This window comes from Pseudomonas sp. PA1(2017) (assembly GCF_001945375.1).
GTDB lineage: Bacteria > Pseudomonadota > Gammaproteobacteria > Pseudomonadales > Pseudomonadaceae > Aquipseudomonas.
In genome coordinates this window covers 34,810-59,751 of the sequence record NZ_MSXU01000001.1, presented here as the reverse complement: position 1 = coordinate 59,751, position 24,942 = coordinate 34,810, and the positions used below count along the sequence as shown (strand labels likewise).

The window sequence follows — 24,942 nt, the reverse complement described above, 5'->3', positions numbered from 1 at the left end:
GAACGGGTCTCCAGTCACTCAAGAGGGGTCAGCGGCGCGGCGCTGATGGCATAGGCGTCCAGCTGCAGGCGCAGCGCGCTGGCCTGATGGGCAGGAATTTCGATGACCTGGCGCCAGATCGAACGGTCGAGGGCGCGGTAGGCCACCACCACGCCGAGGTGGCGGGTGGCGTCGTCGAGGGTCAATGACTTGCGCTGGGTTTCGCCGGGGCGCACAACGAAACGCTCGGTTTCGATCAGCTCGCTCGCCAGGGTGGCGTCGGCGCGATCGACCAGCGAGAAGAAGTCGGCACGGGAAAAGGTCGAGGCATTGCGCAGCTGGTAGATCTGCACCCAGACCGGCGAAGCCGCGCTGTCGAGCGCCGGGTTGAGATCGCGGCTGGCCTGTAGCTGCAACTCGACGGTGGTGGGCACCGGCTCCTTCGGCCCCGACGCGCAGGCGCCGAGCAACACGAAAACCAGCAGTGGCAAAATCCTTGGCATAACGCTTCCTCGATGGTTACCGCAGGCCCGCCACGACGCGGCGGGCCACAGGGCCTCAACGGCCTCTCAATCTCGCAATGTGTTCTTCGTAGGCGCGGCTGAATTCACGGCCGAACAACTCCTGGAAACCGTCCTCGGCCTCCTGGGAGATGGTCGCGTAGAGCTCGGTGAACAGTTCCCAGTAGTGCGCCCGACGGCCATTGGGCAGCAGTGCCGAGAGCCCGCTCGGCTTGTTCAGACGCCCTTCCAGCTCACGCGGTTCAAAGCGCGCGAGCAAATATTTGATGGCGGCCTGCACGCCCGCCATCAGCGCCAGCTGGTGGGCGCGCAGGTCGTCGAAACTCTCGCCCACCGCCTGGTCCGGCGCCATGAACGCCTGGTTGTCGTGACGCAGCAACATGAGCAGCGCTTCGTCGACGTTGGGCGCGAATTTCAGCGGGTTGTTCTGCACCGGCTGGATCATGGTTTGCGCCATGCGGAACTCGCCCTTGAGGCTGGCACGGGCGCGCAACACGTCGATCAGTCCCTCGACCATCAACCGGTAGCTGCGGCCGATGGCCTCCATCTGCGCCGCGGCCGCCGCACGGTCCAGGCGCAGGTGCTGCAGGCCGGCGCCGCGCAAAAAGGCTTCCAGCAACTCGTCATCGCCAGCCGTGCTCTGCGTCACCGGAGCTGGTGCTGGTGCTGGTGCCGGCTGGGGCGTCGCCACCGGTTCGACCACGGGCGGCGGTGGCACCGGCTGCACCGGCGACTCTTCCACGGTGAACGCCGGGATTTCCACCGCGGGCAGCGGCGCCAGCTCGGCGAAAGGGTCCGGAACCTGCGGCGCCTGCGCTTTCGGCGGCTCGGCGAACGGATCAGGAATCTGCAGTGCATCCACCGTTGGCGGTGCGGCGAAGGGATCGGCAATCGGCTGCGGCTGCGGCTGCGCGGCAGCCTGCAAGTCGGCGAACGGATCCCAGTCTGCCGGGATCACCGAGGCCGGCGCTGCTTCCGGCACCACGGCAGGCGCCGGCTGCGTCGGGCGCGGCGGACGGAAGTCATGCTGCTGGGCCGGCACATGATCGGACACCGACGGCGCCACGGCCGGCGGCGGGCTGAGAAAATCGAACAGATCCGGTTTGGTGTCGAAAGGCGAATCGCGACGCGGCGCCGGGGCAGCCGGCGCAGGATTGACCGGCGGCATTTCCAGCGGCTGGGCACTGCGACTGAGCAGTGCCTCGAAACTGTTGAACGGGTCGTCGGCCATGCCCGATGCCGGTGGCGCGGCAGGTGCGACACTGATCCCGCTGATCTGCACGCGAATTTCGTATTCGCCGATCTTCAGCACCTCGCCGTCCTGCAGCGGCTCGCTGCTGCCGCGGCGCAGACGCGTGCCGGCGTTTTGCAGGATCACGCCGTTGGTGCTGGTATCGGTGATGTAGTAGGTACCGTCACGGTACTGGATGACGCAGTGCTGACTGGAAACCAGGCGTTCGGGGTCGGGCAGCACCCAGTCGTTGCCGGCGCTGCGCCCGATCTTCAATTCACCGCGATCGAGCTCGACCTCCGCCCGTTGCCCGGGGGTCAGCTTGTGGTACGTGGTGATGAACAAGCGCAACGGCATTGCGACTCCTTGCAGTGCGGCCGGAAAAACGAAAGCGCCATCGACGAGGGCAATCGTCAATAGTCGAAGCGCTCTATTTTTTTCCCTTAACGACGACGGTTCAATGGTCGGACGGGAATAAATTCGAAGCGGTTGTGAGTCACCGCACAGAAGACCGAAATACTGTGCATCGCAACAGTTTCTACCGCCTTGCCCTCGCTTGACAATGCTCAAAGAGCGCTCGGAGAATGGCGCCGATCTGCACCGAACCCCGCCTGAATAGTGGCATTTAGCCGCTTTTCGTCATGAGCACGGGTCGCCAGGCTGTTAGGCGGCGAGCGCTCATTCGACCACTGGGCCTGACATGGAGAGCACTTGACGTGGTGGATGTGTCGTACCTGATCAACCCGGTATCCGACGAGACCCCGCACGGGGAAGACCTCGAGTACGACGCCGACTTTCTCGAGCTCGAGCGCCTGGCCCAAGGCCAGCCGGAGCGCCAGATGGGTCAGTCGGTCATCGCTGCCGAGCCGCCGGACTGGCGCCAGGTACGCGAGCGCGCCGGTGACCTGTTCGCCCGCAGCAAGGACCTGCGCCTGGCCAGCCTGTACCTGCAGAGCGCCATCGCCCTCGACGGCCTGAATGGCCTGGCCCAGGGCCTGACCCTGGTACGCGAGCTGCTGACCCAGTACTGGGAAGGCGTCTACCCGCAGCTCGACGCCGACGATGACAACGACCCGACCATCCGCATCAACGCACTCAACGCCCTGAGCGCCGAGCCGGTGATCGTGCTGCTGCGCGAGGCCAGCATCACCCGCTCGCGGGCGTTCGGTGCGGTGAGCATCCGCGCGGCCCTGAACGCCGCCGACCTGCAGCGTTTCGCCAGCGAAACCCTGTCGCCCGAACAACTGCGCGGCGCCTTTCTGGACACCGACGCCGAGCTGCTCGACAGCACCCGCGTAGCGCTCGACGAGGCCGCCGCGGCCCTGGCCGATATCGAAGGCCTGCTCAGCGAGCGCGTCGGCTCGGCGCAAAGCGCCAACCTCGAAACGCTCAAGCAGGTGCTGCGCCACGCCCGGCAGATCTTCAACGACCAGGCGCCCGCTGGCGACGATGCGTCCTACAGCGAGGAAACGCCCGCCTACAGCGACGCCGGTGATGACGCGAGCAACGCGCCACCAGCAGCGCGGCAGGCGCCTGCCGCACCCGGTCGGATCGCCAGCCGCGACGACGTACTGCGCACCCTCGACCGCCTGCTCGAATATTACGCCCAGCACGAACCTTCCAGCCCGGTCCCGGTCTTACTGACGCGCGCGCAGAAGCTGGTCACCGCGGATTTCGCGGAAATCGTGCGCAATCTGATTCCCGACGGTATGTCGCAGTTCGAAAACCTGCGCGGCCCCGAATACGACTAACAGGCCGTTGAAAAACGTAGGCGAGGCAGCCCACGCAAGGCGAAAACAGTCGAAAAAGCGGAGTGTACGAGTTGTACATGAGCATTTTGATCGGACTCGCATCCGAGGCTGTTTTCAACGACGCGGCGGCAACGTAGGTAGTTTTTCAACAGCCTGATAACGTGCGGCGGATCTTCAGGGAAGCGCCACGCACACAGCTACCGGCCATTGGCCGCAGAAGCCAGTGCCCATGCACAGGAGGAGCAACATGAGTAACACCACCAGCAGCCAGAAATTCATCGCGCGCAACCGCGCCCCGCGGGTGCAGATCGAGTACGACGTTGAGCTGTACGGCGCCGAGAAAAAGGTGCAGTTGCCCTTCGTCATGGGCGTGATGGCCGACCTCGCCGGCAAGCCGGAAGAGCCATTGGCCGCAGTCGCCGACCGCAAGTTCCTGGAAATCGACGCCGACAACTTCGACTCGCGCCTCAAGGCCATGAAGCCGCGCGCGGCCTTCCACGTGCCCAACGCGCTGACCGGCGAAGGCAACCTGAGCCTGGACATCACTTTCGAGAGCATGGACGACTTCAGCCCGGCGGCCATCGCCCGTAAGGTCGACTCGCTCAACCAGTTGCTCGAAGCGCGCACTCAGCTCGCCAACCTGCTGACCTACATGGACGGCAAGACCGGCGCCGAAGAGCTGATCATCAAGGCGATCAAGGACCCGGCCCTGCTGCAGGCCCTGGCCAGTGCGCCCAAGCCCCAAGACAACGAGCCGCAAGCCTAAGAGGACGCCACGATGAGCCAACAGACCCAGGCGTCCGAGCAGTCGCTCGCCACCTCCGAACAGACCAGCGAATTCGCCTCGCTGCTGTTGCAGGAATTCAAACCCAAGACCGAGCGTGCCCGTGAAGCGGTGGAAACCGCCGTGCGCACCCTGGCCGAACATGCCCTGAGCAAGACCGACCTGATCTCCGATGACGCCATCAAGTCGGTGGAATCGATCATCGCCGCGATCGACGCCAAGCTCACCGCCCAGGTCAACCTGATCATGCACCACCCCGACTTCCAGCAGCTGGAAAGCGCCTGGCGTGGTCTGCACTATCTGGTCAACAACACCGAGACCGACGAGCAGCTGAAGATCCGCGTGCTCAACATCTCCAAGCCCGAATTGCACAAGACTCTGAAGAAATTCAAGGGCACCGCCTGGGACCAGAGCCCGATCTTCAAGAAGCTCTACGAAGAGGAGTACGGTCAGTTCGGTGGCGAGCCCTACGGCTGCCTGGTGGGCGACTACTACTTCGACCAGTCGCCGCCCGACGTCGAACTGCTCGGCGAAATCGCCAAGATCTCCGCAGCCATGCACTCGCCGTTCATTTCCGCGGCCTCGCCGACGGTCATGGGCATGGGCTCGTGGCAGGAGCTGTCCAACCCGCGCGACCTGACCAAGATCTTCACCACGCCCGAATACGCCGGTTGGCGCTCGCTGCGTGACTCCGAGGACTCGCGCTACATCGGCCTGACCATGCCGCGCTTCCTGGCGCGCCAGCCCTACGGCGCGAAGACCGACCCGGTCGAAGAGTTCGCCTTCGAGGAAGAAACCGACGGCGCCGACAGCAGCAAGTACACCTGGGCCAACTCGGCGTACGCCATGGCGGTCAACATCAACCGTTCCTTCAAGCTCTACGGCTGGTGCTCGCGCATCCGCGGCGTGGAGTCGGGCGGTGAAGTGCCAAACCTGCCGGCGCACACCTTCCCCACCGACGACGGTGGCGTGGACATGAAGTGTCCGACAGAGATCGCTATCTCCGACCGCCGCGAGGCCGAGCTGGCGAAGAACGGTTTCATGCCGCTGCTGCACAAGAAGAATACCGACCTGGCCGCCTTCATCGGCGCCCAGTCGCTGCACAAGCCGGCCGAGTACGACGATCCGGACGCCACCGCCAACGCCAACCTGGCCGCGCGCCTGCCGTACCTGTTCGCCACCTGCCGCTTCGCCCACTACCTGAAGTGCATCGTGCGCGACAAGATCGGCTCGTTCAAAGAGCGCGACGAAATGCAGCGCTGGTTGCAGGACTGGATCCTCAACTACGTCGACGGCGACCCGGCACACTCCACCGAAACCACCAAGGCCCAGCACCCGCTGGCCGAAGCCGAGGTGGTGGTCGAGGAGATCGAGGGCAACCCGGGTTACTACAGCTCCAAGTTCTATCTGCGCCCGCACTACCAGCTCGAAGGGCTGACCGTGTCGCTGCGCCTGGTATCCAAACTGCCTTCGGCCAAGGGGGCCTGAGGCTCGTCACTGTGGCGCCCGCACCGGCGGGCGTAGCTGAAACAGAGTGGCAAAAGCCACGAAAGGAGGAATGATGGCTGTTGATATGTTCATCAAGATTGGCGACGTCAAGGGCGAGTCCAAGGACAAGGCCCACGCCGACGAAGTCGACGTACTGGCCTGGAGCTGGGGCATGAGCCAGTCCGGTTCCATGCACGTTGGCGGTGGCGGCGGTGCCGGCAAGGTCAATATCCAGGATCTGTCGCTGACCAAGTACGTCGACAAATCCAGCCCCAACCTGATGATGGCCTGCTCCAGCGGCAAGCACTATCCGGAAGCCAAGCTGACCGTCCGCAAGGCCGGCGGTGACTCTCAGGTCGAGTACCTGATCATCACCCTGAAGGAAGTGCTGGTGTCGTCCATCAGCACTGGCGGCAGCGGTGGCGAAGATCGCCTGACCGAGAACGTCACTCTGAACTTCGCTCAGGTGCTGGTCGACTACCAACCGCAGAAAGCCGACGGCGCCAAAGATGGCGGCCCAGTCAAGTACGGCTGGAACATCCGCCAGAACGTCAAGGTGTAACACCGCCCGTATCTCGGGTGCACAGCGATGCCCGGCACTGCGCCGGGCATCGCTGGTTCTGACCAGAACGAATTTTTTGATGACGCGCCGCTCACTGCCAACGCAGGCGCAGCGCGTCGAAGGATCACCGCACGAATGCGGTGACCGCTCCAGTACAGGGACCGACGATGACTGCCGAACAATACCTGCGCAACGCACAGCTCGACGAAGCGCTGAAGGCGCTGCAGGACCAGGTTCGGGCGCAACCCGCCAAGGCTGAACTGCGCGTGTTCCTGTTCCAGCTGCTGGCGGTGATGGGCCAATGGAGCCGTGCGCAGAATCAGCTGAAGGTCGCTGGCGAGCTGGATGCTGCCTGCCTGCCGATGGTGCAGACCTACAGTACGGCACTGAACTGCGAGGCCCTGCGCGAGCAGGTGTTCGCCGGCAAGACCACGCCCGTGGTGCTCGGCCAACCCGCCGAATGGGTCGCGCCGCTGATCCTCGCCCTCGAACAGGACGCCCAGGGTAACGCCGCAGCAGCCCAGAGCCTGCGTGACCAGGCCTTCGAAGCCGCTGCCGCGGTGCCGGGCACGCTCGATGACACCCCGTTCACCTGGCTGGCCGACGCCGACCCACGCCTGGGCCCGGTGCTGGAACTGATCGTCAACGGTCGCTATGTCTGGCTGCCCATGGAAAACATCGCCAACCTCAGCGTCGAAGCACCAAGCGATTTGCGAGATCTGGTCTGGCTGCCCGCCCAGTTGACCCTCACCAATGGCGGCAGCACCGTGGCGCTGATCCCCAGCCGCTATCCCGGCACCCACACCAGCAGCGACGGCGCGCTGCGCCTGGCACGCAAGACCGAATGGCAGGACGACGGCGTGCCGCTCGGCCAGCGCCTGCTGGCCTTCGATGGCGGCGACCAGGCGCTGTTCGATTTGCGCACGCTGAGCTTCGAGCACGGGAATGCTGCGGCATGGCCGACCTGAAACGTCAGGAGCGCCTGCAGCCCGCCCTGCTCGACCGCCTGCTCGACGACGACCCGAGCAACCCGGCGGAGAGCGTCGACAAGCGCGTGCTGACCCTCAACCAGCTGCGCACCTCGGTGCTGCGCGACCTGGCCTGGCTGTTCAATACCATCGCCCCGCTGACCAGCGACGACGAGGCCCTGACCCGGGCCGGCAGTTCGGTGGTCAACTTCGGCCTGCCGCCGCTGGCCGGGCATAGCGCCTCGAGCATCGACATACCCGCGGTCGAGCGCCTGCTGACCAAGGCCATCGCCGACTTCGAGCCGCGCATCGTGCGTTCGTCGCTGCGCGTGCGCGCCCGCCAGGAGGCCGAGGAAATGAACCACAACTCCCTGAGCTTCGAGATCGAGGGTGATCTCTGGGCCCACCCGATGCCGCTGCGCCTGCTGCTGACCACCGAACTGGATCTGGAAACCGGGCACGTCCAGGTGCTGCCCGCCGACGCCTCACGGAGACGCCGATGAACCCGCGCCTGCTCGGTTACTACAACCAGGAGCTGCAGCACATCCGCGAAAGCGCAGAGGAGTTCGCCCGTGAATTCCCGAAGATCGCCAGCCGCCTGAGCCTGTCCGGCGTCGAATGCGCCGACCCCTACGTGGAGCGCCTGCTCGAAGGTTTCGCCTACCTGACCGCGCGGGTGCAGCTCAAACTCGACGCCGAATACCCGACCTTCACCCACAACCTGCTGGAAATCGCCTATCCGCACTACCTGGCACCGACGCCGTCGATGACCGTGGTGCAGTTGTACGCCGATCCCAATGAAGGCTCGCTGAGCAGCGGCTTCACCCTCGACCGCGGCGCTTCACTGCGCGGCGCCCTGGGCAGCGAGGCGCAGACCGCCTGCGAATATCGCACCTGCCAGCCAGTCACCCTGTGGCCACTGGAGGTCACCCAGGCCAGCTATTTCGGTAATCCGAGCACCCAGCTCGGCCGCCTGGCGGCCAGCGAACCGGGCGCCAAGGCCGCCGTGCGAGTGCGCCTGCGTACCGGCGCCGGGCTACCGTTCAATGCGCTGGACCTCGACGAGCTGACGTTCTATCTGCACGGCGCCGATGAGCAACCGTTCCGCCTCTACGAACAATTGATGGGCAACGTCTGCGCCCTATTCGTGCGGGCCGTGGACGGTTCCTGGGTCGAGCGCCTGACGCCGGACAGCCTGCGCCCGCGCGGCTTCGATGATCAGGACGCCGCACTGCCGGTGGTACCCCGCGCCTTCCAGGGCTATCGCCTGCTGCAGGAATACTTCGCCCTGCCCAACCGTTTCCTGTTCGTCGAGCTCACGGGCCTCAAGCGCGCCGTACAGCGCAGCACCAGTCAGGAACTGGAACTCGTGGTGCTGTTCAACCGCCTCGACAACAGCCTGGAAAACAGCATCGGTGCCGAGCAGTTCCGGCTGTTCTGCACCCCGGCGATCAACCTGTTCGCCCGCCGTGCCGACCGTATTCACCTGAGCGATCGCGTGCACGAGCACCAGATCATCGCCGACCGCACCCGCCCGCAGGATTTCGAGATCCATTCGGTCACCGAGGTCAGCGGCCATGGCAGCGGCCCCGAGCAGCCGTTCCAACCGTTCTACGCGGTGCGCGACCCGTCGCGTTATGGTCGCGAACAAGCCTGGTACAGCCTGCGCCGCGAGCCTCGCGTGCTGTCGAGCAAGCAACGGCGCAACGGCCCGCGCTCGACCTACGTGGGCAGCGAGACCTTCATCTCGCTGGTCGACGCCAACCAGGCACCCTACCGCCATGACCTGCGCCAGCTGGGCATCGGCACGCTGTGCACCAACCGCGACCTGCCGCTGTCGATGCCGATCGGCGGCACGCGCAGCGATTTCACCCTCGAAGACAGCGCCCCGGTGGTCGCCGTGCGCTGCCTGGCCGGGCCCAGCCGCCCACGGGCCAGCCGCGCCCACGACGCCAGCGCCTGGCGCCTGATCAGCCAGCTGTCGCTCAACTATTTGTCGCTCAGCGAGCAAGGCCAGGGCGCTGCGGCGCTGCGCGAACTGCTGCGCCTGTACGGCGATGTCGGTGACAACGCGCTGCAACTGCAGATCGACGGCCTGCGCAAGGTTACCGCCCAGCCGTGCACGCGGCGCCTGCCGATGCCGGGGCCGATCGTCTTCGGGCGCGGCCTGGAGATCGGCCTGGAATTCGACGAGAACGCCTTTCGCGGTACCGGCGTGTTCCTGCTCGGATCGGTGCTGGAGCGCTTCCTGACCCGTTACGTGTCGATCAACAGCTTCACCGAGACGGTGCTGCGTACCACCGAACGTGGCGAAGTGATGCGATGGAGGGCCAAGCCCGGATGTCGGCCGACGCTGTGAACAGCCTGGCGGCGATGGCCGAAACGCCCTGGAACTACGATTTTTTCCAGGCCATGCGGCGCATCGAGTGCGAGTACCCGGAGCGCCCGCGCCTTGGCCATTCCGTGCGCCTGGTCGACGACCCGCTGCGCCTCGGCCAGAAGCCGGACTGCGGCTTCGCGCCTTCTACCCTGGCCAGCGTCATCCACGACAGCACCGGCACGCCGCGTATCGAGCAGTTCTTCTTCGGCCTGACCGGGCCCAACGGACCGCTGCCGATCCACCTCACCGAGCACGCCCGCGAGCGCCAGCGCCACCATGGCGATGCCACTTTCAAGCGCTTTCTCGACGTCTTCAACCACCGCCTGCTGACCCTGTTCTACCGCGCCTGGGCCGAAGCCCGGCCAACGGTGGCCCAGGATCGCGCCGCTGACGACTACTGGTCGCCGCGCCTCGGTGCGCTATCCGGCCGCGGCATGGAAAGCCTGCTCGGCCAGGGCCCGATCCCGGACGCGGCGCGCTATTACTTCACCGGCCATCTGGCCAGCCAGACCCGCTATCCCGACGGGCTGCAGGCCATTGTTGCCGAGTACTTCGGCGTGCCGGTGGCGCTCGAGGAATACATCGGCCAGTGGCTGCCGCTGCCGGAATACAGCCGCCTGGGTGCCAGCACCTGCACCCTGGGCATGGACCTGTGCCTGGGCACCCACGTATGGGACCGGCAACACAAATTCCGCCTGCGCATCGGCCCATTGAGCCTGGCGCAATACCGCCGTTTCCTGCCCGACCAGCCGCTGCTCGCCGAGCTGGCGGCGTGGGTGGCCGAGTACGTCGGCATGGAACTGGACTGGGACACCAACCTGGTGCTCAAACAGGAGGAGGTACCGCCCGCGTCACTGGATGGCGGCTGCCGACTCGGCTTCGATACCTGGCTCGGCAAGCCGCGCGAGGATGCAAAGGATCTGCTGCTGGATAGGCATCACGTCGCCACCCAGCCGCTCACTACCCCGAATTAGAGGACAGGAAAATGAGTGAAATCAGTCGCGCCGCGTTGTTCGGCAAGCTCAACAGCGTCGCTTACAAGGCCATCGAAGCCGCCACCGTGTTCTGCAAGCTGCGTGGCAACCCCTATGTCGAACTGAGCCACTGGCTGCACCAGATCCTGCAGTTGCAGGATTCCGATCTGCACCAGATCATCCGCCAGTTCAGCATCGAGCCGGCGCGCCTGGCCAAGGACATCACCGAGGCCCTGGACCGGCTGCCGCGTGGTTCCACTTCGATCACCGACCTGTCTTCCCATGTCGAGGAAGCGGTCGAGCGCGGCTGGGTGTACGGTAGCCTGATGTTCGGCGAAAGCCAGGTGCGCACCGGCTACCTGATCGTCGGCATCCTCAAGACGCCAAGCCTGCGCAACGCGCTGCTGGCCATCTCCCGTGAGTTCGACAAACTCAAGGTCGAGACCCTCACCGAGCGCTTCGACGAAGTGGTCGGCACCTCGCCGGAGAACGCCCTGACCGCCACTGACGGCTTCCAGGCCGGCGCCGCGCCGGGCGAGGCCAGCGGCGCCATCGCGCCGAGCGCCATGGGCAAGCAGGAAGCGCTCAAGCGCTTCACCGTCGACCTCACCGAGCAGGCGCGCAGCGGCAAGCTCGACCCCATCGTCGGCCGTGACGACGAGATCCGCCAACTGGTCGATATCCTCATGCGTCGCCGGCAGAACAACCCGATCCTCACCGGTGAGGCCGGCGTGGGCAAGACTGCAGTAGTCGAAGGCTTCGCCCTGCGCATCGTCGCCGGCGACGTGCCGCCGAGCCTCAAGGACGTCGAGCTGCGCAGCCTGGACGTCGGCCTGCTGCAGGCCGGCGCCAGCATGAAGGGCGAGTTCGAACAGCGCCTGCGTCAGGTCATCGAGGACGTGCAGAGCTCGCCCAAGCCGATCATCCTGTTCATCGACGAAGCCCACACCCTGGTCGGCGCAGGTGGCGCGGCCGGCACCGGCGACGCCGCCAACCTGCTCAAGCCGGCCCTGGCCCGCGGCACCCTGCGTACCGTGGCAGCCACTACCTGGGCCGAGTACAAGAAACACATCGAGAAGGATCCGGCCCTGACCCGTCGCTTCCAGGTGGTGCAGGTCGACGAGCCTTCCGAGCATCGCGCCATCCTGATGATGCGCGGCGTTGCCTCGACCATGGAAAAGCACCATCAGGTGCAGATTCTCGACGAAGCCCTGGAGGCCTCGGTCAAGCTGTCGCATCGCTACATTCCGGCGCGTCAGTTGCCGGACAAGTCGGTCAGCCTGCTCGATACCGCCTGCGCCCGCGTGGCCATCAGCCTGCACGCGGTGCCCGCCGAGGTGGACGACAGCCGTCGACGCATCGAAGCGCTGGAAACCGAGCTGGCGATCATCGGCCGTGAAGAGGCCATCGGCGTGAACATCGGCAGCCGCCGCCGCGACAGCGAGTTCGCGCTGGCCGAAGAGCGCAGCCGCCTGGCCGGCCTGGAAGCGCGCTGGAGCGAGGAAAAGGCGCTGGTCGACGAACTGCTGGCCACCCGCGCCAGCCTGCGCGCGGCCGCCGAACCGGTGGACGAGACCAGCCGCGAGGCCGGCGCTGCCCGTCTGAGCGACGAGGAACACGCCACCCTGCGCAGTAAACTCGCCGACCTGCAGAGCCGCCTGAGCGCCCTGCAGGGCGAAGACCCGCTGATCCTGCCGACCGTCGATTACCAGGCCGTGGCCTCGGTGGTCGCCGACTGGACCGGCATTCCGGTCGGGCGCATGGCGCGCAACGAGATCGAGACCGTTCTCAAGCTGGATGCGCACCTGAAGAAACGCATCATCGGCCAGGACCACGCCCTGGAGATGATCGCCAAGCGCATCCAGACCTCCCGCGCCGGGCTCGACAACCCCAACAAGCCGATCGGCGTGTTCATGCTCGCCGGCACCTCCGGCGTGGGCAAGACCGAAACCGCCCTGGCCCTGGCCGAAGCCCTGTATGGCGGTGAGCAGAACGTCATCACCATCAACATGAGCGAGTTCCAGGAAGCCCACACGGTGTCCACCCTCAAGGGCGCGCCACCGGGCTACATCGGCTACGGCGAGGGTGGCGTACTGACCGAAGCGGTGCGCCGACGCCCCTACAGCGTGGTACTGCTCGACGAGGTCGAGAAGGCGCACCCGGACGTCCACGAGATTTTCTTCCAGGTGTTCGACAAGGGCGTGATGGAAGACGGCGAAGGCCGCCAGATCGACTTCAAGAACACCCTGATCCTGCTGACCACCAATGCCGGCACCGAGATGATAGCCGGGCTGTGCAGCGACCCGGAACTGATGCCCGAGCCCGAAGGCATCGCCAAGGCACTGCGCGAGCCGCTGCTGAAGATCTTCCCGCCAGCCCTGCTCGGCCGCCTGGTGACCATCCCCTACTACCCGCTGTCGGACGACATGCTCAAGGCCATCACCCGCCTGCAGCTGGAGCGCATCAAGAAGCGCATCGAAAGCACCCACAAGGTGCCGTTCAGTTACGACGATGCGGTGGTCGATCTGGTGGTGTCGCGCTGCACCGAGAACGAGAGCGGCGGCCGGCAGATCGACGCGATCCTCACCAACAGCATGCTCCCGGACATGAGCCGCGAGTTCCTCGGCCGCCTGCTCGAAGGCAAGCCGCTCGCCGGCGTGCAGGTGAGCGTGCAGAACCAGGATCTGCATTACCAGTTCGAACAGGTGCAATAACGCCCGCCGCGCGAGAGGACGCTTGATGGCAATTACTCAGGATGCACGCATGGCCGTCGTCACCAGCCCGCTGGGTGGTGACGTGCTGGTGCTGCGCCGCATGGAAGGCCGGGATGAGCTCAGCCGGCCATTCGCCTACGAGTTGGCGCTGATATCCGAGGACCACTCGCTACCGCTCAACGCCTTGCTCGGTAAGCCGATGGGCCTGACCCTGCAACTGGCCGACGGCAGCGACCGTTATTTTCACGGTATCGCCGCGCGCTGCAGCCAGGCGGCCGGTAGCGGACAATTCGCCAGCTACCGGGTCACCCTCAAGCCCTGGTTGTGGCTGCTATCGAGAACCTCCGACTGCCGGATCTTCCAGAACAAGACGGTGCCCGACATCGTCAAGCAGGTGTTTCGCGACCTGGGCTTCTCCGACTTCGAAGACGCGCTGACGCGCACCTACCGCGAGTGGGACTACTGCGTTCAGTATCGGGAAACCAGCCTGGACTTCGTCAGCCGGCTGCTCGAGCAGGAAGGGATCTACTACTACTTCCGCCACGAGCAGGCCCGCCATGTGCTGGTGCTGTGCGACGCCTACGGTGCGCATCGAGCAGCACCGGGCTACGCCAGCGTTCCCTTCTTCCCCCTGGAAGATCAGATGCGCGAGCGCGATCACATCTACGACTGGCACCTCGATCACGAGGTACAACCCGGTTCGCTGGAGCTCAACGACTACGACTTCCAGCGCCCCAGCGCCCGCCTGGAAGTACGTTCGATCGTCTCACGGGCGCACAGCAACGCCGGTCATCCGCTGTTCGACTACCCCGGCGAATACGTGCAGAGCAAGGACGGCGAGCAATACGCCCGCAACCGTATCGAGGCCATCCAGACGCAGTACGAGCGCATTCAGCTGCGTACCAACGCCCGCGGCATCGGCTCCGGCCACCTGTTCAGCATGACCGGTTACCCACGCGCCGATCAGAACCGCGAATACCTGACCGTCAGTGCCGACTACCAGATCGTTCAGGAAGCCTTCGAGAACAACACCCATGATGAACCGCTGCAATTCGACAGCCGCCTCGACTGTATCGATGCCAGCCAGGTGTTCCGTCCGCTACCGCTGACCGTGCAGCCCATCGTGCAGGGCCCGCAAACGGCATTGGTGGTCGGCCCCCAGGGTGAGGAAATCTGGACCGACCAGTACGGTCGCGTGAAGGTGCACTTCTACTGGGACCGCCACGACCAATCCAACGAGAACAGCTCATGCTGGATTCGCGTGTCGCAGAACTGGGCGGGCAAGAACTGGGGCGCGATCCAGATTCCACGCATCGGCCAGGAAGTGATCGTCAGCTTCCTGGAGGGCGACCCCGACCGGCCGATCATCACTGGCCGCGTCTACAACGCCGAACAGACGGTGCCCTACGACCTTCCGGCCAACGCCACCCAGAGCGGCATCAAGAGCCGCTCGAGCAAGGGCGGCACACCTGCTCAGTTCAATGAAATCCGCATGGAGGACAAGAAGGGCGAAGAACAGCTGTACATCCATGCCGAACGCAATCAGGACATCGTCGTCGAGCAGGACGAAACCCACGCCGTCGGCCGCGACCGCAGCAAATCCATCGGCCGTAACGAGACCGTCGACGTGGGCGCCAATCGCACCAAGAAGATCGCCCGCAACGAGCGTTACAGCATTGGCCACAACAAGACGGTCAACATCGGTCGCTTCAAGGTCGAAAGCATCGGCATGGCGAAGATGACCAACGTCGGCCTGGGCTATAACCGCAACGTCGGCATGGCCATGTTCTCGGCCGTGGGCATGAACCGCACCGACTTCATCGGCAAGACCTGGGCCGTTTCGGCCGGCGACAAGATCGAATTCAAGGTCGGCAGCTCACAACTGACGCTGACGCCGGACGCCATCTACCTCAGCGCCAAGGACATCCATTTCAAGGCGCAGGAGTACCTGCACGCCGATGCGCCTTCGGACATCCTGCTCAACTCGGGCACTGCACAACCTGCCCCCGCGCACAGCGGCAAGCTGGAGCCTGGCGCCCAGGTGGGCGCGCTCGCGGCCATCGCCGGGGTGGTGCGCGGGCTCGGCTCACAAGCAGGCCCAACGGCCCAAGGCAATGACAAGCGCCCGGGGGCCGACGCGCAGAGCAGCCTTTCGCTGAAAAGCAGCTCGCCCGCGGCTCAGACGCCCACTGCGGTGACCACCGGGCTGGGCAACGCGGTGGATCGCCTCGCCGCGCAATCACCCTCGCTGCAGAAGGATCTTCGCACGCTGCAAGAAGACGGCTGGGATATCGAATATGGCCCTGCCGGCGAAGGGACCTTCGTCACCCAGGAGGGTGACATCAGCAAGATCGTCATCGATGGCGACATGCGCGGCTCTCCCGACACGGTGACGCAGTTGCTGGCCCACGAAGTGGGGCATGCCACCAATCCGTACGTGGAAGATTTGTCCTCTAAGGCGGCATACGTCAATGGCGCGCTGAAGGACGAAGGCGCAGCCGTGCTGAACAACATCAAGGTCCAGCGCGAAATCGTCGCCAGCGGCGGCCCCGACATCGGCATCAATGGTTCGGCGGCCAACCATGCCGGCTACAACGCGGCCTACGACCAACTGCTCGGCAACGGCAACAGCGACGCTGCACGCTCGGCGGTGGGTCGCTTGTGGGGCGGCGAGACGTCATCGGTCAAGGTCGACGGCCAGTTCGTCACGTACAACGATTACTACGGCAGCTGGTATGACGACAACGTCGGCAAGTAAACGGCTTTTCTTCAGGCTCTTCGCCTATCTGCTGGTGGCGAGCGCAACAGCCTGCTCTACAACGAACGAGAACGAACGGATGAACCAAGCCTCTTTCACGCTCTGGCAAGCCATCGAGCAATTGGCGCAACAGGCACCGCTGACCAAGGCCAAGATCGAGCAGACGCTCGGTAGTCCCTTGCAGCTGGACAAGCAGGATGAACATCGCGCTCGCTGGGTTGGAGGCGATGTGGCCTTGCTGGACAACGTACGCATCGCGCAGATCGGTTTCACGGTGCTCAGCAAGGAGCAGGCGAGCGGACAGGGGACCGTCGGTCTGTTTCTGAGCGGTGCCTGCATCGGCCGCGAAGAGCTGCAGGCTCGATATGGTGGGCTGCAGCTGGTCTCGGCCCCGCGTGGTCGCTCGCTACACGAGAGCAGCGTCTGGGAAAGCACACGGCCCTGGGGCCAACTGCGCTTCGCCTTCAAGCAGAACAACCCCGAGTGCCTGCACAGCGTGTCGCTCGTCACGGCCGCGCCAGCGCTGCCCGACGAAATCTGACCCTGGGCGAACGGGCGCACCGTGCAGATCGATAACCGCAGCGGCTTTCCCCACGCCTGGTTCGAGAAAACCGGGCCGGGTGGCATCGTCCACGACGTGCTGGTGCTGCGCGGCACCTTCGACTTGAACGACAGCTATAAACCTTTGCAGCGCGCCGCGAAGCAGGCCGCCATCGTCTATGCCGATGAGTATGACGGTCATCCCGAGGTCAACCCTCTGCAGAGCGTGCTGCGCCGCGAAGGTGATCTGGTGCTGCTCAAGCCGGCCAGTGATATCTACGTCACCGGTACGGCGCACAGTGAAGGCGGAGTCGCCAAACCGGGCTGGCTCGCCGGCATCCGTGTCGGCAACCGGCGCAAGCTGTTGCAGTTGCACGGCCCGCGGCGCTTCGAACGCCACGGGCAGCAATGGCGCCTGAGCGGCGCGGAATCCGTCACGCAGGTGCCGCTCGACTACCGCTACGCATTCGGCGGCTGCTACAGCGTAAGGACGGGCGAGCAAGGCGAGATCGAGCGGGTATACAACCCGCAGAATCCAGCTGGATGCGGCTGGCTGCCCAGCGAGGCCGACCTTCAGGCGATGTCACCCGAGGCTCAGGCCCAGCTACGCCAATGGCTCGAAGAAGTAAGCGAACTGCCGGCGCCGCAGATCGAGGATGTCGAGGCGCCCGTCGCTAGCCCCCATGACACTCTGCCGCCGCAAGGCCTCGCCCCCCTCGCCCGCTGGAGCCAGGAGCGCCTGCAATACGCCGGCACCTACGACGAGCACTGGCAGCGTGAGCGCTACCCGCTGCTGCCCGATGATTTCGACGAGCGCTTCTACCAGGCCGCCCCGCCGGACCTGGTTCAGCCAGGCTACCTGGCCGGCGACGAATTCATCTCGCTGCTCGGCCTGCTGCCCGAGGGGCTGACCCATTTCCGCCTACCCGGTGTGCTGGCGCTGGTCTCCCTGACCACTACCAGCGGCCTTTGCCGGCAAGGGCCGCTGGTGCTCGATACCGTCGCCATCGACCTGGATGCCCGGCAGGTCTCGCTGATCTGGCGTGGCACCTTCGAGCGCGTCGAGCCATGGCGACGGCTGGCGGTTGGCACGCTGGACGCTCCCCTGAGACAGGAGGACGTGCATGGCGCTTGATATCGACATCGTCGCGGGCCCTCACCACAACGCCAACCTGTTTCGTAAGAATTTCGGCATCGACAGTGCCGACCAAGCTACAAGTGCCCTGAATAATCTGGATGCTCTGTATGCCCGTGGCGGCCACCCTTGGGAAGCCTTCACAGCCCGCAACGGCGAGTATTTTCCAGGGCAGCGGGAGAGCTTCGACAAGACCGCAAGACAGGTCAAAGACCTCTACGACCAAGGCATCTTCAAAGACGGTGAACTGGCGGAGTCAAAGCCGACGGAGGATGGCAAGGACCTCGTGGGCAACGCCCGCCACGCCGCCAACGACAGCCATGAGTGGAAAGCGGTCTGCTCGGTACCGGACTTCTGCAAGGTCGGCAACGCCGTGGTGCCCTTCGACAGCTTCGCCACCATCGGTAACCAGACCCAGTCCTCGCCCGACGTCAAAGCCCAGGGCGTGCCGGTCTATCGCGTCGGCGACCTGCACAAGGGCGTTCAGGGCGATGCCGGCTCCCATGTGGTGGCCGGCACCTCGCTGGGCGGCGGCTACGTCAGATTTCTCAGCGGCCAGAACGACGTCAAGGTCAACGGTATTCCCCTGGTGCGCCAGGACAGCACCTGCCTGGTCAACTGCAATGGTGCCGGTATCGGCGGCGCACTGGGCAAGGTCGTCACGACCCAGCGCAGCGCGGCCACCCAGGCGCAAGCCCCCGACAAAGAGGCCAACCCGGAGCTGCAAGCGCTGCTCGACGCAGAAGCCGACGAGCGCTCGTTGTGGCAGAAGACCAAGGACTTCGGCTCCGGCGCCTGGAGCAGCACCAAGCGAATCGCTGAAGCCAGTGCAGATGATCCACTGGATACCGGCGTCGGCGTACTGAAGGGCATTGGCAACTTGCCCACCGACCTGTGGAACCTGGGCGTGGTGGCCAGCAAGTACACATCGGTGGCGGGCATCCCACCCGTCGCCGTGCGCGCCAACGCCATGGAAAAGGCAGCCGTTGCTGCCCACCAGGCCGGTGATTTGGCCAAGGCCAATGAGCTCGCCCGGCAGGCGAGCCAGATGATGAGTTCAGGCTATGCCGATGATCTGTTCGAGCTGACCAGCGATGCGCAAACCGGTGGCTCCGTGCTGTCGATGTTCATACCTGGCAGCGTGGTCGTAAAGGGCGCCAGCAGGGCGAGCAAGGCAGTGCGTGGCATAGAGGCTGCAGATACCTTGGCGGACACCGCTCGCGGAGCCGAGGGTGCGGCGCAAGCAGGTAAAGCCACTGGAGCCACCAGTGAAAGCGCGCGCGCGTCCGAGGCGACATCGGAGGCGGGGAAAGCCTCGGACAGCGCTCGACAGGGCGTTCAAGTCAAGAAGCGCAGGCTGAAGGCCAACGACAGTTATGAGCTCAATGGCTACAAATACACTACGGACGCAGAAGGCCGTATCAATTCTGTCGAAGGCAAGTTGTCACTGAAAAAAGCTGATCGCAACCCCTACGCTCAACGTACCGTTGGCAAGGAGGATGGAAGGCTGGCTGACGACCAGGGGGGTCACCTCATCGGTTCACAATTTGGCGGCCACGGTGGAAAAGGCAACCTGACGCCAATGCACAAGGACATCAATAACTACCACGCCGGTGAGTGGGGACAGATGGAGAAGCGATGGGCCAGCGAGTTGGCGGCCGGAAAAGACGTACATGTTAAAATCAGGCCCATATACACCGATGGAAGTGCGCGGGCCAGCGAGTTCAGAATCACCGAGACGATTGGCGGCAACACGGCCAAACACACCATCATCAATCCTACAGGTCACTGAAATGACGCCCGAGATACAGCAGCTGCAGCAAACAATAGCCCAAGGTGTATATGAGGCGCTGCCCGATGAGGGTTGGACGGAGGCTAGCTATTGCTTCCTGGCGATCACCCGTTTCTTTTCCGAAAAAGGCTCCTATCGACTGAGTGATGAACGTGCCGTGTCGTTCGTTGCGGAAGATGAGGTCAGCGACGCGTTTCGCGAGCTACGGCCCAAGATGGCCGCACTGCATGAAAATGGCCATGCCTGGTACACCGCAACATTCAAAATCACACCTGATGGTAACTTCCGCTTCGATTTCATTTACGACGAACTGCCAGCCTTTGAAATCATTCCTTCTACCGATAAGTGGGCGGACGAGTTTCGCAGCTACCCTCGACCGGAGTTGCAGGACCGCGTTCCGCCGCAGCCTAACTGAAGGCACCGCGTCCTGGCCTCTGCCCGTGCCCCGACAGCTCACGCAGCCAGCCGCCACATGGTCTGCTTACCGAAAATGCTTACAACTCAAACATATCCCGACTGCCGACCTTGGGCTGGAAGTGCGTAGGTCAGTTGCCAGCCCTGGACGCCACGCAGACACGCAGGGCTGGATGCGAAGCGGCGGCTATCAACTGTACTGCCCCATTCGGCCCTGCACTAAAATCGCCCTATGAAAAAACCACGCTCCAGTTTCCTGACCGTTCTCACCATCTTCGCCATCGCCGCCGCCGTGATCGGTGGGTTCTGCCTGATCGGTTTCGCCTTCTACCTGTTCTTCACCGGGGCGATTTTCATCGATGGGGTGGCCAGCGCGGCGGTCTTGCTGGGGTTCGCTGCCATTGCCTGGAAGGCACGCATCACCTGGGCGAAGCCAGTGGCGGCGGCGGTGCTGATTGCGATCGCCGCCTATGTCGGCATGTTCCTCGATGCCCGCGGCAACCCGGTCTACAACAAACCGCTGGAGTGGTTGTTCGCCCCGGCTGGCGCGCAATTGGAGACCCGGGAGATCGTCACCCACGGCGGCGGCAGCACCGGGGTGAATTACGACTTCCGCTTCGTCGATGCCAGCGGCCACAAGGTGGATGAGCTGAGCAGCTGGATAGTGGTGCCGTTTCGCTTCGTCGAGTATCTGCTGATTCTGTCGGCCCTCATGTGGCCGCTCACCTGGCTGCGTGGCCGCTTCGGTCGCTCGCAATGGCTGCCGCCGCCGTCTCGCTGAGGCGCACGTACAACCTGCTTCAAGCCCACCTATTTGCTCTCAACCCTGCTGGCGCCGCGTCGCCGCAAAAGGAAATCGCCATGGATAACCCCTCCCCCGTCATCGGCCAGGCCGAGTCCGGCCATGGCATCGAGCCTCGACGGTCATCACGCCTGCCCATGCGCCTGCTGTTCACGGCGCTGGCGTGCTGTACGGCGAGCCTGATGATCCACTGGCTGATCATGTGGCTGACGCTGGAGCCGGAGTATTTCCAGGCCTATCTGAACAACCTGTGGCAGCTGGCGGCCTATTGGCTCAGCGCCCTGGCGGTCGACGGCTGCAGTGCGCTGCTCCTCGCCCGCTATTACCTGCAGCGCCACGATGTGGTTGATGTGAGCCGCCCGACGCGGCTCATCGCGCTGTTCGTCGGCCTCTACCTGGTGGCCATCTTCGTGGTCGGCCTGCTCTACAACCTGCTGTGGGCGCAGGTATCTCCCTGGTTGTATGAAAATGCCCGCGGCATCTCGCCCACCTTGCTCATGCTGCCGCTGAACCTGGTGTCCTTCATACTGGCGACCCTGCTGCCGCTGTGGCTGAGCCTGCACCTGATGCGCCGCACGGGCCAGTTCCAGAGCGGGCTGACCCAGGTGAGCCGTGGCGAGACCGCGCTGGCCTTCGGCCTGTTGTTCATCGTGCTCTACACCAAGCTGCTGACGCTGCTGCCCACCACGGCCATCAGCCCTTACGGCATGGAGTGGATGCTCGGGCTCAGCACCGCCGTCGGCCTGGTGTACGGGCTGGTGGCGCTGATCGCCGCGCAGCGCTCGCTGCCGGCGCAATTGCCGCAGCTGGCAGTGGGCCGCCTGCTGGCGAGCGTGCTGGTGTGCATGGCGATCTGGCTGCTGGTGGCCGGCGTGCTGGGTTTCGTACTGCTGGTGGCGCTGTATGCCGGCTCGGAGTTTCTGGTGCTGGCGCTGATGGTGCTGTTCGGCGTCCTGCTGCTGGCGCTGCTCTGGCCGCTGACCCTCCTGAGCCTGCGCTGGATCTATCGTCCGCTCGCCGCCTGAGTTGCCGCGGCAACCCACGGTGCGGGACAATCCGCGCCGATTCAGGCCAGCGGATACCCTCACATGCAGCAGCGCACCGTTCTCTTCGACCTCGACGGCACCCTCACCGACCCGCGTGAAGGCATCACCCGCTCGGTGCAATATGCGCTGTCGAAACTGGATATCCACGAGCCCGATCTGGTCGCGCTGGAGCACTTCATCGGCCCACCGCTGCTGCAGTGCTTCATGCATACCTACAGCCTGAGCGAGGCACGCGCCTGGGAGGCGGTGAACCACTACCGCGATCGTTTCCGCGAGGTCGGGCTGTACGAGAACCAGCTGTTCGACGGCGTGATCGAGTTGCTGCAACTGCTGCAGGAGCAGGGCCGCACCCTGTACATCGCGACCAGCAAACCGACGGTGTTCGCCAGCGAGATCGCCCGGCACTTCGATTTCGCCCGTTACTTCAAGGCCATCTACGGCAGCGAACTGGATGGCACGCGCACCAACAAGGTGGAGCTGATCGCCTACCTGCTCGAACAGGAAGGCCTCGATACGGCCGACACGCTGATGATCGGCGATCGCAAGCATGACCTGATCGGCGCCCACAGCAATGGCTTGCAGGCGGTGGCGGTCGGTTACGGATTCGGTAGCCTGGAGGAGCTGAGCGGCGAGCGCCCGGCTCACCATGTGCAGACGCTGGCTCAGCTGCGCCAGGCGTTCAGCGCCTGAAGTGGCGGCGGCGCGAGCCGCTACATCATTCGCGATCCGGTCAGGTCGTTGCGCTGGTAAATCACCTTGCGGCTGCCGCCATCGCAGGTGCCGATCACCATGGCGTCGTCTTCGACCTCTTCGTTGGGCACGATCTCCAACGTGTAGCTGGAAACGCCCGCCGCCTGGATCTTCACTTCGATTTCCTGCTTGAGCTCTTCGCACGACTTGGGCGCCGCCCAGGCGTTGCTGCTCATCACGCCCAGCACCAGCATCACTGCCGTCCATCCTCTCATCACGACCTTCCTCTGCGTCTAGTTGGTTCTGACCCTACTCTGGGACAGCGTCCAGCGCTCGCAGTTGTATAAGCCGTTGCGTTTGCGGCAAAGCCCCCAATTCGGCGACCCGCTGGTAGAACGTCGGCCAGTCGCCGTCGACCTCGGCAAACAGCCTGGCGAATGCCGCCACCCATTGGTCATAGAGCCCGAAGGGCAGCAGCTTGGCATTGTTCAAGGGGCCATTGATCCAGCTGTCGTAGTAGCCCACGCCCTGCCACTGGCTCGCGCGCAACTGTCGATACTCGGCGCGCAGGCGCGCGAATTCGGCCTGCTTGCCGGCACGCATCGCCTCGGCATCCAGGCCACTGGCGTAGAGCGTCTGCAGGCGAGCGCGACTGGCCAGCACCAACGCGGTGAATTGTTCACGCGGCTGCGCACCGAGCTCTCTGGCGGCCGGCAGACCGCGGGCCGCGCGCCATTGCCGCAAACCCTCCTGCTCGACGAACGTGGCGTAGGACTCGTTGAATGCCGTATCGCCGGCCAGGTAATACTGCTGGTGCGCCAGCTCATGGAAGATCACCGCGACCAGGCGCTCGTCGCTCCAGCGCAGCATGGTGTTGAGGATCGGGTCATCGAACCAGCCCAGGGTCGAATAGGCTTCCACGCCGCCCAGGTAGGTATCCAGCCCCTGGGCCTGGAGCAGGGCCGCCGCGCCACGGGCCCGATTCTGCTGGTAGAAGCCGCGATAGGCCACGCAGCCGGCAATCGGAAAGCAGTGCAGCTGCGGTTGCAGCGAGAACTCCTCGGTGGCGAACAGGTTCCACACCACGAACGGCCGCTGCAGGTCGGCGTACAGCCGATAGCTGCGGTTGTCCGGCAGCGCCAGCCTCTCGCTGGCGAAGCGTCGCGCCTGCTGGGAAAGCGCCAGCCGCTCGCGCAGCTTCGCATCGGTGGCCGGATCGTCGATCAGCGCCTGCACCGGCTGCCGCGCGCTCAGCAATTGCAACTGCCCACGGGCCAGTTGCCCGTAGTAATCGACCGTGCTGCAGCCGGTCAGCGCCAAGGCCAGCAGGGGAACCGTCGCGCGGCGCGACAGGTCGACAAGAAAAGAGATGCACTGCTCGAGCATGGCCGTGGTCATGTGAAGGGTGATCGCCTCATCCTACCGCGAAGTCGCGGCCGCTTTGCGCGATACTGCTGCATCCACCGAATCGGCCCATGGGAGATACCTCGATGCGCCAGCCCCTCCTGCTTGCCAGCCTGCTGCTTCTGGGCGCCTGCGCGTCGCCGCTGCCGGCCGCCGACCCGAACATGGCCTGGATCGACCTCAAGGGCGAAGGCATCGACCTGCTCATGGCCGAACGCCTGGATCGCGAGCGGGTCAATGACGGTCGTTATTTCCAGGTGACACCGGGCGCCCATGAGCTGGACATGCGCTATCGCTTCGAGATCGCCGGCGGCGGTGGCTCGTCGATGATCTCCGAGCCACAGGAGCTGACTTGTGACGTGCGCATTCGCTATGACGACTTCAAGGCTGGTCAGCGCTATCGCGTCGAGGCCCGTTCGGCAGCAATGCGTGCCCAGGCGGCGCTCTACGATGCCGACCGCAACGTGTTGGCGCAGGGCAAGAATCTGCGCTGCGGCACTTTTTGATCTGAAGGACTGAGCCGCGCAAGGCGGCTCAGGTCTGGCAGGCGGAAGCCGTTCAGGCTTCCAGCACGGCTTCCAGGGTGATCTCGGCGTTCAGCACCTTGGATACCGGGCAACCGGTCTTGGCGGTTTCCACTGCTTTCTCGAAGGCAGCGCGGTCAGCGCCCGGAATCTTGGCCTTCAGCGACAGATGCACGGCAGTGATGGCGAAGCCGCCGTCCTGCTTGTCCAGAGTGACTTCGGCCTTGGTGTCGATGCTCTCGGCAGTCATGCCCGCCTCACCCAACTCCTTGGACAGTGCCATGGAAAAGCAGCCGGCATGGGCTGCGCCGATCAGCTCTTCGGGGTTGGTGCCGGGCTTGTCTTCGAAGCGGGTATTGAAGCCGTAGGGCTGTTCGGAAAGCACACCGCTCTGGGTGGAAATGGTGCCCTTGCCGTCTTTGATGCCGCCCTGCCAGTGGGCCGATGCTGTCTTCTTCATCTTTACGCTCCTGTTGATAAGGGGT

Annotated in this window: 22 protein-coding genes and 1 pseudogene; 18 read left to right on the top strand and 5 right to left on the bottom strand. The window is 64.6% G+C overall.

Annotation, left to right across the window (positions count from 1 at the left end; genetic code table 11):
- Positions 1–14 precede the first annotated feature (14 nt).
- Positions 15–482: a type VI secretion system lipoprotein TssJ gene (gene tssJ, locus BVH01_RS00270; protein ID WP_075928425.1), complete on the bottom strand. Its 468-nt coding sequence runs from the start codon at positions 480–482 to the stop codon at positions 15–17.
- A gap of 55 nt (positions 483–537) precedes the next feature.
- The gene (tagH, locus tag BVH01_RS00265; RefSeq protein ID WP_075928424.1) at positions 538–2,088 is read right to left on the bottom strand and encodes a type VI secretion system-associated FHA domain protein TagH; all 1,551 of its coding nucleotides are present in this window, start codon (positions 2,086–2,088) and stop codon (positions 538–540) included.
- 359 nt (positions 2,089–2,447) lie between these two features.
- Here tagH and tssA point away from each other — a divergent pair, with 359 nt between their 5' ends.
- The 17 genes and pseudogenes from tssA to BVH01_RS00180 all read left to right on the top strand — a co-directional run bounded on the left by tssA (position 2,448) and on the right by BVH01_RS00180 (position 22,529).
- Positions 2,448–3,482 (top strand): type VI secretion system protein TssA, encoded by a 1,035-nt coding sequence (gene tssA, locus BVH01_RS00260; RefSeq protein ID WP_083659402.1) that lies wholly within the window; start codon positions 2,448–2,450, stop codon positions 3,480–3,482.
- 247 nt (positions 3,483–3,729) lie between these two features.
- The gene (tssB, locus tag BVH01_RS00255; protein WP_013789379.1) at positions 3,730–4,248 is read left to right on the top strand and encodes a type VI secretion system contractile sheath small subunit; all 519 of its coding nucleotides are present in this window, start codon (positions 3,730–3,732) and stop codon (positions 4,246–4,248) included.
- Between the two features lie 12 nt (positions 4,249–4,260).
- Positions 4,261–5,754 (top strand): type VI secretion system contractile sheath large subunit, encoded by a 1,494-nt coding sequence (tssC, locus tag BVH01_RS00250; protein ID WP_027904019.1) that lies wholly within the window; start codon positions 4,261–4,263, stop codon positions 5,752–5,754.
- Positions 5,755–5,827: 73 nt separating this feature from the next.
- Positions 5,828–6,316 carry a type VI secretion system tube protein Hcp gene (locus tag BVH01_RS00245; protein WP_075928423.1) on the top strand — a complete coding sequence of 163 codons (489 nt, stop codon included), beginning with the start codon at positions 5,828–5,830 and terminating at the stop codon, positions 6,314–6,316.
- A 167-nt stretch (positions 6,317–6,483) separates the two neighbouring features.
- Positions 6,484–7,284: a type VI secretion system accessory protein TagJ gene (locus tag BVH01_RS00240; RefSeq protein WP_075928422.1), complete on the top strand. Its 801-nt coding sequence runs from the start codon at positions 6,484–6,486 to the stop codon at positions 7,282–7,284.
- Positions 7,272–7,787, top strand: a complete 516-nt coding sequence (gene tssE, locus BVH01_RS00235) for a type VI secretion system baseplate subunit TssE (protein WP_075928421.1) — start codon at positions 7,272–7,274, stop codon at positions 7,785–7,787. Before BVH01_RS00240 ends, tssE begins: the two co-directional genes overlap by 13 nt.
- A complete protein-coding gene (gene tssF, locus BVH01_RS00230; RefSeq protein ID WP_075928420.1) occupies positions 7,784–9,643 on the top strand; it encodes a type VI secretion system baseplate subunit TssF in 1,860 nt (619 codons plus the stop codon). Before tssE ends, tssF begins: the two co-directional genes overlap by 4 nt.
- Positions 9,607–10,638: a type VI secretion system baseplate subunit TssG gene (gene tssG / locus BVH01_RS00225; protein WP_075928419.1), complete on the top strand. Its 1,032-nt coding sequence runs from the start codon at positions 9,607–9,609 to the stop codon at positions 10,636–10,638. The genes tssF and tssG overlap by 37 nt, the downstream gene beginning before the upstream one ends.
- Before the next feature lie 11 nt (positions 10,639–10,649).
- Entirely contained in the window at positions 10,650–13,352 is a 2,703-nt protein-coding gene (gene tssH, locus BVH01_RS00220; RefSeq protein ID WP_075928418.1) for a type VI secretion system ATPase TssH, read from the top strand.
- A gap of 25 nt (positions 13,353–13,377) precedes the next feature.
- Positions 13,378–15,234 (top strand): annotated as a pseudogene (locus BVH01_RS24890) (type VI secretion system Vgr family protein); the annotation flags it as partial.
- A 955-nt stretch (positions 15,235–16,189) separates the two neighbouring features.
- Positions 16,190–16,651: a hypothetical protein gene (locus BVH01_RS00210; protein WP_075928417.1), complete on the top strand. Its 462-nt coding sequence runs from the start codon at positions 16,190–16,192 to the stop codon at positions 16,649–16,651.
- A gap of 21 nt (positions 16,652–16,672) precedes the next feature.
- Positions 16,673–17,785: a DUF2169 domain-containing protein gene (locus BVH01_RS00205; protein ID WP_075928416.1), complete on the top strand. Its 1,113-nt coding sequence runs from the start codon at positions 16,673–16,675 to the stop codon at positions 17,783–17,785.
- Positions 17,775–19,577 (top strand): DNA/RNA non-specific endonuclease, encoded by a 1,803-nt coding sequence (locus BVH01_RS00200; RefSeq protein WP_075928415.1) that lies wholly within the window; start codon positions 17,775–17,777, stop codon positions 19,575–19,577. Before BVH01_RS00205 ends, BVH01_RS00200 begins: the two co-directional genes overlap by 11 nt.
- 1 nt (position 19,578) lies before the next feature.
- A complete protein-coding gene (locus tag BVH01_RS00195) occupies positions 19,579–19,992 on the top strand; it encodes a hypothetical protein (RefSeq protein ID WP_075928414.1) in 414 nt (137 codons plus the stop codon).
- Between the two features lie 231 nt (positions 19,993–20,223).
- Positions 20,224–20,772 (top strand): hypothetical protein, encoded by a 549-nt coding sequence (locus BVH01_RS00190; protein WP_075928413.1) that lies wholly within the window; start codon positions 20,224–20,226, stop codon positions 20,770–20,772.
- Positions 20,773–20,852: 80 nt separating this feature from the next.
- Positions 20,853–21,818: a hypothetical protein gene (locus BVH01_RS00185; protein ID WP_075928412.1), complete on the top strand. Its 966-nt coding sequence runs from the start codon at positions 20,853–20,855 to the stop codon at positions 21,816–21,818.
- A gap of 63 nt (positions 21,819–21,881) precedes the next feature.
- On the top strand, positions 21,882–22,529 hold the full coding sequence (locus tag BVH01_RS00180) for an HAD family hydrolase (RefSeq protein ID WP_075928411.1): 648 nt from the start codon (positions 21,882–21,884) through the stop codon (positions 22,527–22,529).
- 20 nt (positions 22,530–22,549) lie between these two features.
- On the opposite strand, the gene BVH01_RS00175 is transcribed toward BVH01_RS00180, so the two are convergent.
- Positions 22,550–22,804, bottom strand: a complete 255-nt coding sequence (locus BVH01_RS00175; RefSeq protein ID WP_075928410.1) for a DUF1161 domain-containing protein — start codon at positions 22,802–22,804, stop codon at positions 22,550–22,552.
- 34 nt (positions 22,805–22,838) lie between these two features.
- Positions 22,839–23,927, bottom strand: coding sequence for an aminopeptidase (locus BVH01_RS00170; protein WP_139317755.1), 1,089 nt, complete (start codon positions 23,925–23,927; stop codon positions 22,839–22,841).
- Between the two features lie 92 nt (positions 23,928–24,019).
- Here BVH01_RS00170 and BVH01_RS00165 point away from each other — a divergent pair, with 92 nt between their 5' ends.
- Positions 24,020–24,439 (top strand): hypothetical protein, encoded by a 420-nt coding sequence (locus BVH01_RS00165; protein ID WP_075928409.1) that lies wholly within the window; start codon positions 24,020–24,022, stop codon positions 24,437–24,439.
- Positions 24,440–24,491: 52 nt separating this feature from the next.
- Here the strand turns inward: BVH01_RS00165 and BVH01_RS00160 are convergent, their stop codons facing one another.
- Positions 24,492–24,917, bottom strand: coding sequence for an OsmC family protein (locus BVH01_RS00160; protein WP_075928408.1), 426 nt, complete (start codon positions 24,915–24,917; stop codon positions 24,492–24,494).
- Positions 24,918–24,942: the final 25 nt, after the last annotated feature.